Raw genomic sequence first — 14,331 nt, 5'->3', positions numbered from 1 at the left:
TGATGACGTGGCCCTGCCTCCCCTGACCGCCGAACAGCGCGCTGCTGCTCTGGAGAAGGCGGCCGCGGCGCGTCGCGAGCGAGCCGAGGTGAAGCACCGCCTGAAGTACACCGGCGGCAGCCTCGAGCAGGTCATCAAGGAGGGCCAGGAGAACGAGGTCCTCGGCAAGATGAAGGTCTCGGCCCTGCTGGAGTCCCTGCCCAACGTGGGCAAGGTCCGCGCCAAGCAGATCATGGAGGAGATCGGGATCTCGGAGTCGCGCCGCGTGCGCGGCCTGGGGGCCCACCAGATCGCCGCGCTCGTCGAGCGCTTCGGCGGTGCCGGGAGCGAGTCCTGAACACCGAGCAGTCCCGCACCAACCGCCTCACCGTCCTCGCCGGCCCGACCGCCGTGGGCAAGGGCACCGTCTCGGCCGACCTGCGCGCCCGGTACCCGCAGATCTGGATCTCCGTCTCCTGCACCACCCGGGCCCAGCGCCCCGGGGAGGTCGACGGCGTGCACTACCACTTCGTCTCCGAGGAGACGTTCGACTCCTACGTGCGCGACGGCGAGCTGCTGGAGTGGGCGCGCGTGCACGGCCGGCACCGCTACGGCACCCCGCGCCGCCCCGTCGAGGAGGTCCTGGCCTCGGGCCGGCCGGCGCTGCTGGAGATCGACCTCGCCGGCGCGCGGCAGGTGCGCCAGGCGACGCGGGGGACCGACCTGCGGGCCGGGTTCGTCTTCCTCGCCCCGCCCAGCTGGGACGAGCTCGTGCGCCGCCTCGTCGGGCGCGGCACCGAGACCGAGGAGGAGCGCGAGCGCCGGCTGGCCACGGCGAAGGTGGAGCTGGCCGCCGAGCCGGAGTTCGACGTGACCATCTACAACGACGACGTGCAGCGCGCGACCGACGAACTCGTAAGATGGATGGGTCTGCCCGTCAGCTGACGGGCTGCTTTCGAACCGAGGAGAACCATCGTGGCTGGAACCGTCGCGGCGCCCGAGGGCATCACCAACCCGCCCATCGACGATCTGCTGACGGTCGCCGACTCCAAGTACGCCCTGGTGATCTACGCGGCCAAGCGCGCCCGCCAGATCAACGCGTACTACTCGCAGCTGGGCGAGGGCCTGCTGGAGTACGTCGGCCCGCTCGTCGAGACCCACGTGCAGGAGAAGTCCCTGTCGGTGGCCATGCGCGAGATCAACGAGGGTCTGCTGACCTCCGAGCCGCTCGAGCAGTGAGCACCCCCCGCGATCCCCAGCACACCCCGCGGGTCGTCCTGGGGGTCGCGGGCGGCATCGCCGCGTACAAGGCGGCGCTGCTCCTGCGGGAGCTCACCGAGACCGGGCACGACGTGACCGTCGTGCCCACCGCGGCCTCCGAGCGCTTCGTCGGCCGCGCCACGTGGGAGGCCCTGTCGGGCAAGCCCGTGGCCACCGACGTGTGGAGCCACGCCGACCAGGTCCCGCACGTGCGGCTGGGCCGGCACGCCGACCTCGTCGTCGTCGCCCCCGCCACCGCCGACCTGCTGGCCCGCGCCGCGCACGGCCTGGCCGACGACCTGCTGACCAACGTCCTGCTGACGGCCACCTGCCCCGTGCTGCTGGCCCCGGCCATGCACACCGAGATGTGGCTCAACCCCGCCGTGCAGGCCAACGTCGCCCTGCTGCGCTCGCGCGGGGTCACCGTCCTGGAGCCCGCCTCGGGGCGGCTGACCGGCGCCGACAGCGGGCCGGGCCGGCTGCCCGAACCCGCCGACGTCGCCGCGGCCTGCCGCCGGCTGCTCGGCTCGGGCGCGCGCGGGTACGACCTCGCCGGCCGCCGCGTCGTCGTCTCCGCCGGCGGCACCCGCGAACCGCTGGACCCCGTGCGCTTCCTCGGCAACCGCTCCTCGGGCCGGCAGGGGGTGGCCGTCGCCGCCGCCGCGGCCGCCCGCGGCGCGCACGTCACCCTCGTCACCGCCCACGTCGAGGTGCCCGCCCCGGCGGCGGTGGACGTCGTCGAGGTGCAGACCGCCGCGCAGCTTGCCGAGGCCGTGCAGGCCGCCGCCGCCGCGGCCGACGTCGTCGTCATGGCCGCCGCCGTCGCCGACTTCCGGCCCGCCGCGCGCGCCGACGTCAAGATCAAGAAGTCCGACGACCCCGCGCGCGACCCCGTCGTCGTCCTGGAGCGCAACCCCGACGTCCTCGCCGGCCTCGTCGCGGCCCGGGCCGGGGCGTCGCCGGTGATCGTGGGCTTCGCCGCCGAGACCGGCGACGAGACCGGCTCCGTCCTGGAGCACGGCCGCGCCAAGCTGGCCCGCAAGGGCTGCGACCTGCTCGTGCTCAACGAGGTCGGCGAGACCAAGGGCTTCGCCACCGCGACCAACGCCGTGACCATCCTGGGCCGCGACGGCACCGAGCGGGAGGTGCCCGAGGCCAGCAAGGACGTGGTGGCCGATGCGGTCTGGGACGCCGTGGTGCCTATGCTTCCCCCACCTGCTGTTCCGACGACTGGAGCCCTGTGACCACCCCGTTGCGCCTGTTCACCTCGGAGTCCGTGACCGAGGGGCACCCGGACAAGATCTGCGACCAGATCTCCGACGGGATCCTGGACGCGCTCCTGGCGCAGGACCCGCGCAGCCGCGTGGCCGTCGAGACGATGGTCACCACCGGGCTCGTGCACGTCGCCGGTGAGGTCACCACCGAGGCCTACGCCGACATCCCCACCATCGTGCGCCGCACCCTGCTGGACATCGGGTACGACTCCTCGGCCAAGGGCTTCGACGGCCGCACGTGCGGGGTCGAGGTCTCCATCGGCTCGCAGTCCCCCGACATCGCCCAGGGCGTCGACGAGGCCTACGAGAACCGCGTCGACGGCGGCGCCGACCCGCTGGACCTGCAGGGCGCCGGCGACCAGGGGCTGATGTTCGGGTACGCGTGCAACGACACCCCCGAGCTCATGCCGCTGCCGATCCACCTGGCCCACCAGCTGTCCCAGCGGCTCTCGGAGGTCCGCAAGAAGGGCGAGGTGCCCTACCTGCGCCCCGACGGCAAGACCCAGGTCACCATCGGCTACGACGGCGACAAGGCCGTCCGCCTCGACACCGTCGTGCTGTCCACCCAGCACGAACCGGACGTCGACCTCGTCAAGACCCTCACCCCGGACGTGCGCCGGCACGTCATCGAGCCCGTCCTGGAGGGTCTCGACCTCGACACCTCCGACATCCGCCTGCTGGTCAACCCGACCGGCCGCTTCGAGATCGGCGGCCCCATGGGCGACGCCGGCCTGACCGGCCGCAAGATCATCGTCGACACCTACGGCGGGATGTCGCGGCACGGCGGCGGCGCGTTCTCCGGCAAGGACCCCTCGAAGGTCGACCGGTCCGCCGCCTACGCCATGCGCTGGGTCGCCAAGAACGTCGTCGCGGCGGGCCTGGCCACGCGCTGCGAGGTGCAGGTCGCCTACGCCATCGGCAAGGCCCAGCCCGTCGGGCTGTACGTCGAGACGTTCGGCACCGAGACCGTCGGGCGCGCCCGCATCGAGTCCGCCATCCGCGACGTCTTCGACCTGCGCCCGGCGGCCATCGTGCGCGACCTGCAGCTGCTGCAGCCCATCTACGCCCCGACCGCCGCCTACGGCCACTTCGGCCGCGAGCTGCCCGGTTTCACCTGGGAGCGCACCGACCGGGTCGACGCGCTGCGCGCCGCCGTCGCCTGAGGCGGGGGTAGCTGAACACGCCGCCGGAGGCCCAGCCCGCCCTCGAGGGGCTGGCCCCGGCCCCGGCGCCCGCGCGGCCGAAGAAGCCGGCGCGGCCCAAGAAGGCCCTCGAGGACGTCACCGGCACCGACCCGGTCGCCCGGGTGCTGGTCAGCTCCCAGCTGCCGCACCTGGACCGGCCCTTCGACTACCTCGTGCCGGCCTCCATGGAGCACACCGCCGAACCCGGGCGGCTCGTGCGCGTCCCCTTCGCCGGCACCGACGCCGAGGGGTACGTCCTGGAGCGGGTGGCCGCCAGCGACCACCCCGGCCGGCTCGCGCGGCTGCGCCGCGTCGTCTCGGGCCTGCCGGTGCTCACCCCCTCCACGCTGGAGCTGTGCCGGCGGGTCGCCGCCGAGTACGGCGGGACGCTGTCCGACGTCGTCCGCCTCGCCGTCCCCGGCCGCCACGCCGGCGCCGAGGAGCAGGTGCTGGGCGCCGAGCCCGTCCGGCACGACCCGGTCGCGCTCGGCCCGGACCTGCACGGCTGGGAGCGGCACAGCGCCGGCCCGGCCTTCCTGGCCCACCTGCGCGAGGGGTCCAGCCCGCGGGCCGTGGCGACCTTCGCCCCCGGCAGCGACCCGTGCGCGCTGCTGGCGCTCGCCGCGCGCGCCACCCTGGCCTCGGGGCGCACCGCGCTGCTGGTGGTCCCCGACCACCGCGACCTGGACCGGCTGTCGGCCGCGCTGGACCGGCTCGTGCCCGAGGGCCACGTCCGCCTCGAGGCCGAGCTCGGTCCCGCACCGCGCTACCGGGCGTTCCTGCAGGCCCTCACCGGCCGCGCCCGCGTCGTCGCCGGGACCCGCGCGGCCGTCTTCGCCCCGCTGCCCAACCTGGGGCTCGTCGCGGTCCTGGAGGACGGCGACGACTCCCACGCCGACCAGCGCGCGCCGTACCCGCACGTGCGCGAGGTCGCGGTGCTGCGCGCGGAGCAGACCGGCGCCGCGGCCCTGTTCGCCGGCTGGACCCGTACCGCCGAGACGCAGCTGCTGCTGGAGTCGGGGTGGGCGCGGCCGGTGCTGGCGACCCGGGACACGGTGCGGGCCACCGCCCCGCGCACCACCATCGCCGGCACGTCCGGGCCGGACGCGCAGGACCCGCTGGCCGCCGCGGCCCGGCTGCCCAGCGACGGCTGGCGCGTGCTGCGCGAGGCCGTCAAGCGCGGTCCCGTGCTCGTGCAGGTGCCCCGCACCGGGTACGTCCCGACGCTGGCGTGCCAGACGTGCCGCGAACCGGCGCGCTGCTCCTCCTGCCACGGGCCGCTGGCCGTCCCGGGCGCCGGGGAACGCGCCACCTGCCGCTGGTGCGGGCGCCCCGCGACGGACTGGACGTGCCCGAACTGCGGCGACGGCCGCTTCCGGGCCGTCGTCACCGGCGCCCGCCGCACCGCCGAGGAGCTGGGGCGGGCGTTCCCCGGCGTCGACGTCCGGACCTCCGGCGGGTCGCACGTGCTGGACACCGTCCCCGACCACCCGTCGCTGGTCATCTCGACCCCGGGGGCCGAACCCGTCGCGCCGCAGGGGTACGCCGCGGCGCTGCTGCTGGACGGCTGGGCCCTACTGGCCCGCCCGGACCTGCGGGCGGCCGAGGAGGCGTACCGGCGCTGGACCGCGGCCGCCGCCCTCGTCCGGCCCGCCTCGGCCGGGGGAGCGGTCGTCCTCGTCGCCGACCCCCAGGCCGCGCCCGCCCAGGCCCTCGTGCGCTGGGACCCCGCGGGGTTCGCCGAGCGGGAACTGGCCCAGCGCCGCGAGCTGGACCTGCCCCCGGCCGCCCGCTTCGCCGGGCTCATCGGCGCCGCCGCCGACGTCGAGGAGTTCGTCACCGCGCTGCCGCCGCTGCCCGGGGTGCGCGTCCTGGGCCCGCTGCCCCTGCCCGACCAGCCGGGACGGGCGCCGATGGTCCGCAGCGTCGTGCGCGTGCCCCGCGGGGAGTCCGCCGCCCTGGCGCTGGCGGTCAAGAACGTCACCGCCGGCCGCAGCGTCCGCAAGCTGCCGCTGGTGCGGGTGCGGGTGGACCCCCTGCAGATCGGCTGACGCGCCGCCCGGCCCGCCGCGCCCTCAGTCCAGGACCAGCCACTGCCGGCCGTCCAGCAGCTCCCGCGCCGCGTCGAGGTGACCGGCGTGCGTCGCCGTCTCGACCACCACGTGCAGCAGCACCGCCCGCAGGTCCGCGAGCCGGAAGGCGCCGAACAGGTCCCCGGGCCACCACCGCGGGGCCGCGTCCGCGGCCGTGGCGGCCACGACCGCGTCGGCGTGCGCGCACTCCGCGCGGTAGCGCTCCACCACCCGCGCGGCGGGCACGTCGTCGTCCACGGTCCAGGCGTCCACGGCGGGGTCGAACGCGGCCACCGCGGCCGGCTCGCCCGCCACCACGAGCCGGAACCAGAACCGCTCGTCGTCCAGGGCCAGGTGGTTCAGCAGCCCCAGGCAGCTCCACCCCGAGGGCAGCACCGGGCGCCGCCACGCCCGCTCGTCCAGGCCCTCCACGATCCCCAGCACGTGCTCGCGCTGCCCGCGCAGCACCGCGTGCAGCCGCTCCACCTCGGCGCGCCCACCGCCCGCCGCACCGTCCGCCGCACCGCCCGCTCCACCGTCCACGTCGTCTCCCGCCGCCGCTGCACCGTCCACCCCTGGACCCCGGCCGCGGCCGGGACTGAGCGGTGGAGGCCGCTCGCGCTCGCGCTCGCGGGGGAGCGGGTCGAGGATCGGGCACGTGGACTTCCGACACCTCGGCCGCTCCGGCCTGAAGATCTCCGAGATCACCTACGGCAACTGGCTCACCCACGGTTCGCAGGTCGAGAACGACGCCGCCGTCGCCTGCGTGCACGCCGCCCTCGACGCGGGCATCACCACGTTCGACACCGCCGACGTCTACGCCAACACCGTCGCCGAGACGGTCCTGGGCACCGCCCTGAAGGGGCAGCGCCGGGAGTCGCTGGAGATCCTCACCAAGGTCTTCGGCCCCATCGGCCCCAAGCAGCACAACGACACCGGCCTGTCCCGCAAGCACGTCCTGGAGGCGTGCGAGGGGTCGCTGCGCCGGCTGGGCACCGACCACATCGACCTCTACCAGGCGCACCGCTACGACTACGCGACGCCGCTGGAGGAGACGATGCAGGCCTTCGCCGACCTCGTGCGGCAGGGCAAGGTCCTGTACGTCGGGGTCAGCGAGTGGACCGCTGAGCAGCTGCGGGCCGGGGCGGAGCTGGCGCGGCAGCTGGGCTTCCAGCTCATCTCCAACCAGCCGCAGTACTCGATGCTGTGGCGGGTCATCGAGGGCGAGGTCGTCCCCACCTCCCGCGACCTGGGCATCTCCCAGGTCGTGTGGTCGCCCATCGCCCAGGGCGTCCTGACCGGCAAGTACGTCCCCGGCGGGCAGCCGCCGGAGGGCTCGCGCGCCACCGACACCAAGGGCGGCGCCGACATGATCAAGCGCTGGATGCGCGACGACGTCCTGTCCCGCGTCCAGGAGCTCAAGCCCGTCGCCGCCGACCTGGGCCTGTCGATGGCCCAGCTCGCCGTGGCCTGGGTGCTGCAGAACGACAACGTCGCCACCGCGATCATCGGGGCCTCCCGGCCCGAGCAGGTGCACGACAACGCCGCTGCGGCCGGGGTGAAGATCCCCGCCGAGGCGCTGGAGCGCATCGACGCGGTGCTCGGCGACGTCGTCGAGCGCGACCCGGCGAGGACCCACGAGAGCTCGCCCAAGCAGCGCGAGGTCTGAGCCGCCGGTCCCCCCGGTCCCGGCGGGTCAGGACTCCTGGTGGGGCAGCCGGTGCGGGGTGAAGGGCCGGGTCCGCTCGGCGCTCCACGCGGGGGCGGCCGTCGTGCGCACGACGGGGCGCGCGGGCGCCGGGGCGGACGCGGTCCGCGCCGCGCGGGCGCGCCGCAGCAGGACGGCCTCGGCGAGCGCCCCGGCCACGGCGGCGACCATGAGGATGCGGCCCACCGTGGCCACCTCCACGACGTCGAGGTCGACGTGGACCGCGAAGGCCAGCACGGCACCGAGGGTGAACAGGCGGAGGTGGTTCCCGAATCGCACGGACCCACCCTCGCCCGGCGCGGCCCGGCGGGGCCCGCCGTGCTCACCCGCCCGTCGCAGCCGGGTCCCCCGCCGGGCCCACCGCAGACACGCAGAGCCACCACCCGCGACGGGTGGTGGCTCTGCGGTCAGGGCTCAGCGGGGCTCAGGACCGGGGGTACCAGTCCCCGTCGCCCAGCCACGCCTGCACCGTGTACCCGGCCGCCGCCTCCGGGCTCAGCTGCGGGCGGGTGGCCGTGGCCGCCGGCACCGACCCGGCGCCGGTGTTCGCGTACTCCGCGAACCGGGCGTCGGTCCACAGCGTCGTCCCGTTGTTCTGCCAGGGGCTGGACTTGATCCCGGCGTTGAGGACGGTGTCGCGGATGACCAGCTCGGGGTTGTTGCGCCCGGTCAGCGGGGACTGGGCGTACGGCCGCGCGAAGCGGACGTCGGAGACCCCCGCCGCGGGAGCGACCGTCGACCCCGTCACGAGGAACCCGTGGCCGCCGTCGGCGGTCGTGGCCGGGGTGGCCAGGAACGCCGAGGGCGTCGTGGGCACCAGCGTCGAGCCGCGCACCACTAGGGAGGCCCGCCCGAACAGCAGGTCCGAGGCGCCCCGCACCGTGGAGGACTCCACCAGCTGGTGCGTCGTGGCCCCCGCCGTCGGCACGTCGGCCCACAGCGCGCGGGCGCCGCCGCTGGTCACGACGGTGTCCCGCAGGACGATCCGGTCACCGCTGGTCCACACCGCCGGGGCGACGAGGTTCGACGGCGCGGTCCCGGCCGGCACGGCCGCCGCGTTGGCCACCGTCACCCCGCGCAGGGTGACCGAGGACGCGCTGACGCGCAGGGTCGCGGCGTTGCCGGTGACCTCGCTGGTCAGCACGACGTCGGCCGGGTTCCCCGTCGCACCCAGGACGGTCACCCCGTCCTTGGCGATGGTGGTGGTGCCGGCGTAGGTGCCCGGGCGCACCGAGACCGTCCACGGCCGCCCGGCCGGGGCCGCGTCCACCGCCGCCTGCAGGGTCGTGAACCCCCCGCTGCCGTCGGCGGCCACGACGGCGTCCACCCGCAGCTGCGGCGTGGCGCCCGCCGGCGCGGACAGCGCCGACTCGTGCCCGGCCGCGTCGACCGCGGTGACCGCGAAGGCGGCCGCGGTGCCGTTGACCAGCCCGCGCACGGTGTACCCGGCGGCGGTCAGGTCGGCCGTGGTGACCCGCACGGGGTCGCCCGCGCCGAGGCGGTACACCCGGTAGCCGACGACGTCGGACTCCGGCGACTCGGCCCAGGTCAGGGCGACGCTGGCGTCGCCGGCCGCCGCGGTCACGGCCGGGGCCGCGGGGGCGGCGTCGGTGGCCGGGGCCGCCACGACCGGGTTCCAGCCGTCGGTGCCGGCCAGCCAGCCCGCCGCGGTGGTCGCCGCGGCGACCTCGTCGGTCAGCTGCGGACGGCCCGCGGTGAGCGCCGCGCCGGGGCCGGTGGTGCCGTGCTCGGCGAAGCGGCCGTCGGTCCAGGCGTTGGGCGCGAAGTCCGCCCACGGCTGGGTCGTGGTGAACCCGGCGGCCATCCACGAGTCGAGGATCCAGGTCTGCCCGCGCGAGTCGTCGGCGTAGGCGCCGTCGGACCAGGAGCGCCACGGGCGGCCCAGGAAGAACGACCCGGTGTTCGCGCTGGTGAACCGGCTGTCGAGGACCAGGTAGCCCTTGGCCTTCGAGGCCGTGCTGGGCGCGAACACCGTCCCGCCGTTCTTGGCGGTGGAGACGAACGTCGTGCGCTCGAACACCGCGGTGGCCCGGCCGAAGACGTAGTCGACGTTGCCCTGCACGACGCTGTCGACGTAGTACTGGCGCGGGTAGCCGCTGCCGTCGGCGCTGATGTTCCCGGCGGCGTCGGCGTTCAGGGTGTCCTGGGCGCCCAGCAGCCGGACGTGGGAGTAGACCTGCCGGTCACCGAGGGCCCGCAGCGCCACGGCCTGCGTGTTGTACGGGCCGACCTCGGGGTGGGCGGTGGCGTCGAAGGTGTTGGCGACGGTCAGGTCCCGCACCCGGACGTTCGACCCGGACAGGGTGAGGACGGCGCTGCCGGCGGTGCCGCAGGTGGCGGCGGTCACGGCCGGGCAGGTGGTGGCGCCCTTGGCCGTCCCGTTGGCGTTGTCGTAGCTGATGACGACGTCGGCCGGGTTCCCCGTGGCGCCCACCAGGACGAGGTTCTTGCGCGCCGAGGAGACGACCTCGCGGTAGGTGCCGGCCGCGATCGAGACCACGGTGGGGTCGGTCGCGGTGCCGTCGGGCAGCGCGGCGAGCGCGGCGCCCAGGGTCCGGTAGTCCCCGCTGCCGTCGGCGGCGACGGTCGCGTCGACGACGAGGGGGGCCGGGGCCGGGGTGACGGTCGCGGTGACCGGCGCGGAGGCGTGGCCGCCGGCGTCGAGGGTGACCACGGCGTAGGTGTACGCCGTGCCGTTGCGCACGCCGGTGTCGGTGAACGCGGCCTTGGCCACGGTGCCGACCAGGTTCGCGTCGGTGAGGTCGGGGGCGATCTGGCCGGTGGCGCGGTAGACGCGGTAGCCGACGACGTCGGGCTCGGCCGACTCCGTCCACGTCAGCGCGGCCCGGTCGTCGTCACCGGCGACCTGCAGGCCGGCGGGGGCGGCCGGGGCCTCGTCGGCCGCGGCCGGGCGCACGGGGTTCCAGCCGTCGGTGCCGGCCAGGTACGTCTCCGCGGTGTAGCGGGCCGCGTCGGCGGCGCTCAGCTGCGGGGCGTAGGTGGCGCCGGGGCGGGTGGCGCCGGGGCCGGTGTTGCCGAACTCGGCGAACCGGGCCTCCTGCGGGGAGGTGGTGTAGCCGGAGTTCACCATCGACGTCCACGGCTCGCCCGTGCGCACGACCGGGCCCAGCCAGGAGTCGCGCACGACGACCTGCGCGCTGGCGGCCGTGTTGCGGCCGGTGGTGCCGTCGGGGTTGGTGATCCCGGGCTGCCAGGGGCGGCCCAGGTTCTGCGACCCGTCGGGGGCGTTGCCCGTGATGCGGCTGCCCGTGACGAGGACCCCGAACCCGTTGCCCTGGTCGGTGCTGGCCGCGGTGACGGCCCCGTTGGGGTTGGTGCCGTGGTCGTTGGCGAACAGGGTGCTGCGGTCGAACACGACGGTCCCGCGGCCGAAGACGAAGTCGACGTCGCCCTCCACGTAGGAGTTCACGAAGTACGAGCGGGCCGCGGCGGTGGTGCTCGCCGAGTTCGCGTACAGGGTGTCCTGGTCGCCGAGGAGCCGGACGTCGTCGAAGACGAGCCGGTCCCCGACGGTGCGCAGGGCCACGGCCTGGCCGTTGGCGTAGGTGCCCTCGACGTAGGCGTTCTCCACCGTCAGGTGCCGGAACTGCACGTCGGAGGCGGTGACGACGACGGTCGCGCTGCCGGCGGTGCCGTACGTGCCCGAGCCGTCGGGCAGCGGGGTGCCCGCGGCGCGGTTGCCGGTGATGACGACGTCGGAGGCGTCGCCCGTGGCGCCGACGAGCACGACGCCGGGGGTGGTGACGTTGAGGTACTCCGGGTAGCGCCCGGCGGCGACGCCGATGACGGTGGGCCGCGCGGCGGTCCCCGCCGGGGCGGCGGCCAGCGCCGCGGCGACGGTCCGGAAGTGCGTGGCGTCAGGGGTGGCGGCCGGGTCGACGAACAGGCTCGGCACGAGCGGCGCGGCGACCGCGGTGACGGTGACGGGCGCGCTGGGCGCCGAGGCGACCCCGGCGCGGTTGACGGCGCTCACGCTGTAGCGGTACTCCGCGCCGGGGGTCACCGTGCCGTCGGAGAAGACCGGGCTCTGGGTGGTGCCCAGGTCGGTGACGGTGCCGTCGGCGGCGGTGCGGGTGGTGCGCCAGGCGACGACGTCGGCGGCGGTGGTGCCGTCCCAGGAGAGCTGGACGGTGCGGTCCCCGCCCGCGGCGACGAGCCCGAGCGGGGCGGCGGGGACGGCGGGCACGACGGCGGGGTGCGCGGTCGTGGGGTCCCAGCCGTCGGAGCCGGCGAGGTACTTCGCCGGGGTCGCGGCGGCCGCGGCGCTGGCGGTCAGCTGGGGGCGGTTGGCGTTGACGCCCGCCCCGGGGCCGGTGCTGCCGTACTCGGCGAACCGCGCGTCGGTCCAGCTGAAGTCGACCTTGGTGCCCGAGGAGTTCGTGGAGGACATGTCCTCCCACGGCTGGGCGGTGTCGATGGCGGCCGGCAGCCAGGTGTTCTTGAAGGTGACCTGGGCGATCGCGTCGGGGTCGGCGCTCGGGTGCCAGGGGCGGCCGAGGTGGACGGTCCCGGGGGCGGCGTCGCTGACGACCTTGGAGTTCTGGACGAGGAACCCGTACTTGCTGCCGGTGTCGGTGCTGGCCGCGGTGATGGCACCGTTGTCGGCCTTGCCGCGGTCCAGGGAGCGGAACACCGTGTTGTCGAACACCGCCGTCGCGGCGCCGAACACGTAGTCGACGTCCCCTTCGACGTAGGAGTTCACGTAGTACTGCCGCACCCGGGTGGTGGGTTTGGGGGTGTCGGCCAGCAGGGTGTCCTGGTTGCCGATGAGCCGCACGTGGTCGGCGACGAAGTGGTTGCCCTCGACGCGCAGCGCGACGGCCTGCTCCTTGGCCAGGTCCTGCGACTTCTCGTCGAAGGAGTTCCGGACGGTGAGGTCCTCGAACGTCACCTCGGGGGCGTCGACGAACACCGTCCAGCTGCCGGCCGTGCCGTAGGGCTCCCCGTCGGCGGGGTCGATCTGGCCGGAGGCCTTGTCGTCGTCGATCACGACGTCGGCCGGGTCCCCGGTGGCGCCCACGAGCGTGAGGTACGGCGAGGTGACGCGGAAGCTCTCGTGGTACGTGCCGGCGGCGATCGTGATGCGCGTCGGGGTGACGTTGCTGCTCGGGACCGCGGCGACGGCGTCGGTGACGGTGCGGAAGTGCGTGGCGTCGGCGGGCGCGGCGGGGTCGACGACGAGTTCGCGGTAGGTCACGACCAGGGGTACCGGGGTGGTGGTCGAGGTGGCCGACACGGTCGCCGACACCTTCGAGACGTTGCCGAGGACGTCGCTGGCCGTGACGCGGTAGTAGCTCGCCACGCCCCGGGGGGCGCTGGTGTCGGCGAACGTGGTGCTCCCGGCGGCGACGGTCCCCAGGACGGCGTAGGTCCCGCTGGAGGTCGAGGCCCGCGAGACGGTGTACCCGGCGAGGTCGGTGTCCTTGCCCGCCGCCCAGGTCAGCACGAGCCCGTGCGGGGCGGTGCCGCCGGCCTGCGCGACCTTGAGGCCGGTGACCTGCGCCGGGGCCACCATCGGGTTGTTCGCCGTGATGCCGGCGTAGCCGGACAGGCCCTTGGCGTTCCAGGCGTACACCCGGTAGTAGCTGGTGGTGCCCTCGCTCGCGTCGCGGTCGGTGAACGAGGTACCGGTGAACAGGTCGCCGGCCGCGGGCACGAGCGTCTTGGTGCACTCCCCGGTGCCGGTGACCTTCCCGGTCACCGGGCTCCACACCTGGTAGGTGCGGGCGTCGTCCTGCCCGCCGATGCGCTTGCACACGACGTACCCGGCCGCTCCCTTGACGGGGCTCCAGGAGATCGTCGCGACCCCACCGGTGATGACGGCCTTGCCCGAGGACGGCGTGGCGGGCACGGCGGTCGGGGTCGGCGTGGGCGTCGGCGTGGGCGCCGGGGTGGTGGGCGTGGGGCCGGGCGCGGGCGTGGCCGCGGCGCTGCGGGTGACGCTCGTGGAGGCGGCCGAGGAGGCGTTGCCGGTGCGGTCCACGGCGACGACCCAGTAGGTGGACTTCCCGGCGGGGGCGGTGGTGTCCGCGAACCGGCCGGTGCCGCCCGCGGCGTCCACGGTGACCAGCGGGGTGGCCGGCCGGGTGGAGGTCGCGGCGCGGTAGACGCGGAACGCGGTGCTGTCCGGGGCGGGGGTCGCCGTCCAGGTCAGGGTGGTCGCGCCCGCGGTGGTGGCCGTCGTCAGACCGCTCGGGGCGGCGGGGGCGGTGGTGTCGGTGGCGGTCACCGACACGGCCGAGGAGGGCCGGGAGGCGTTGCCGCTGGTGTCGACGGCGCTGACCGCGTAGTACGCCTTGCCGCCGGCGGCGATCGCGGCGTCCACGGCGGACAGCTCGCGCGTGCTCGCCACGAGGGTCGCGGTCCGCGGGTCCACGGTCGAGGAGGTGCTGCGGTACACCGCGTAGTGGTCCAGGTCGCCGGCCGACACCTTGCCCCACGCGACCTGCGCGCCGACGCCGCCGTAGTAGGCCACCTTCACCGAGGAGGGGACGCCGGGGGCGGTGGTGTCGGCGGCCTGCGCGGCCGGGGCGGTGACGAGGAGTCCGGCCATGGCCAGGGCGGTGGTGCCGCCGGCCAGCAGGGTGCGCCGCCGCTGGCGGCGTCCGGGGGCGGGGACGGGTGGGTGCACGGAGGGCTCCAAGGGGTCCGCGGCGCCCTGGAGGGCGCGGGTCGCAGGAAGTATGCGCGAGTGCACACCTCCCCCGGCCGGTTCCCGGGGACCCCCCGGAGCCGCGCTCCCGGGCGCCCGGGACCGCCGTCGGGGCCCAGCCCGTCCCCACAGGGCGTCCACCGCGCCCGGACGGAGCCCC

At 75.6% G+C, this 14,331-nt stretch carries 10 protein-coding genes; 7 read left to right on the top strand and 3 right to left on the bottom strand.

What is annotated here, in order from left to right:
- Positions 1–7: 7 nt before the first annotated feature.
- The 6 genes from mihF (at position 8) to BJ968_RS01610 (ending at position 5,748) form a co-directional block, all read left to right on the top strand.
- The gene (gene mihF, locus BJ968_RS01635) at positions 8–337 is read left to right on the top strand and encodes an integration host factor, actinobacterial type (RefSeq protein ID WP_179748645.1); all 330 of its coding nucleotides are present in this window, start codon (positions 8–10) and stop codon (positions 335–337) included.
- Positions 334–924, top strand: a complete 591-nt coding sequence (gmk, locus tag BJ968_RS01630; RefSeq protein WP_179756026.1) for a guanylate kinase — start codon at positions 334–336, stop codon at positions 922–924. The genes mihF and gmk overlap by 4 nt, the downstream gene beginning before the upstream one ends.
- Positions 925–954: 30 nt before the next feature.
- Positions 955–1,218 carry a DNA-directed RNA polymerase subunit omega gene (rpoZ, locus tag BJ968_RS01625; RefSeq protein WP_179748643.1) on the top strand — a complete coding sequence of 88 codons (264 nt, stop codon included), beginning with the start codon at positions 955–957 and terminating at the stop codon, positions 1,216–1,218.
- Positions 1,215–2,483 carry a bifunctional phosphopantothenoylcysteine decarboxylase/phosphopantothenate--cysteine ligase CoaBC gene (gene coaBC, locus BJ968_RS01620; protein WP_179748640.1) on the top strand — a complete coding sequence of 423 codons (1,269 nt, stop codon included), beginning with the start codon at positions 1,215–1,217 and terminating at the stop codon, positions 2,481–2,483. The genes rpoZ and coaBC overlap by 4 nt, the downstream gene beginning before the upstream one ends.
- The gene (gene metK / locus BJ968_RS01615; RefSeq protein ID WP_179748638.1) at positions 2,480–3,676 is read left to right on the top strand and encodes a methionine adenosyltransferase; all 1,197 of its coding nucleotides are present in this window, start codon (positions 2,480–2,482) and stop codon (positions 3,674–3,676) included. Before coaBC ends, metK begins: the two co-directional genes overlap by 4 nt.
- Positions 3,677–3,819: 143 nt before the next feature.
- The gene (locus tag BJ968_RS01610; protein ID WP_343077749.1) at positions 3,820–5,748 is read left to right on the top strand and encodes a primosomal protein N'; all 1,929 of its coding nucleotides are present in this window, start codon (positions 3,820–3,822) and stop codon (positions 5,746–5,748) included.
- A gap of 24 nt (positions 5,749–5,772) precedes the next feature.
- Here BJ968_RS01610 and BJ968_RS01605 read toward each other — a convergent pair whose 3' ends face one another.
- A complete protein-coding gene (locus BJ968_RS01605) occupies positions 5,773–6,312 on the bottom strand; it encodes a mycothiol transferase (protein ID WP_218884689.1) in 540 nt (179 codons plus the stop codon).
- Positions 6,313–6,427: 115 nt separating this feature from the next.
- On the opposite strand from BJ968_RS01605, the gene BJ968_RS01600 reads away from it, so the two are divergent.
- Positions 6,428–7,438, top strand: coding sequence for an aldo/keto reductase (locus BJ968_RS01600; RefSeq protein ID WP_179748636.1), 1,011 nt, complete (start codon positions 6,428–6,430; stop codon positions 7,436–7,438).
- Positions 7,439–7,465: 27 nt separating this feature from the next.
- Here the strand turns inward: BJ968_RS01600 and BJ968_RS01595 are convergent, their stop codons facing one another.
- Together BJ968_RS01595 and BJ968_RS01590 are read right to left on the bottom strand one after the other, a co-directional pair.
- Positions 7,466–7,756 (bottom strand): DUF6458 family protein, encoded by a 291-nt coding sequence (locus BJ968_RS01595; RefSeq protein WP_179748634.1) that lies wholly within the window; start codon positions 7,754–7,756, stop codon positions 7,466–7,468.
- A gap of 145 nt (positions 7,757–7,901) precedes the next feature.
- Positions 7,902–14,150: a pectinesterase family protein gene (locus BJ968_RS01590; protein WP_179748632.1), complete on the bottom strand. Its 6,249-nt coding sequence runs from the start codon at positions 14,148–14,150 to the stop codon at positions 7,902–7,904.
- Between the last annotated feature and the right edge of the window lie 181 nt (positions 14,151–14,331).

The sequence above is a fragment of the Kineococcus aurantiacus genome, from assembly GCF_013409345.1.
GTDB classification, from domain to species: Bacteria; Actinomycetota; Actinomycetes; order Actinomycetales; family Kineococcaceae; genus Kineococcus; species Kineococcus aurantiacus.
Note: the sequence above shows the minus strand (reverse complement) of the source record. Positions and strands in the feature narration are given on the sequence as shown.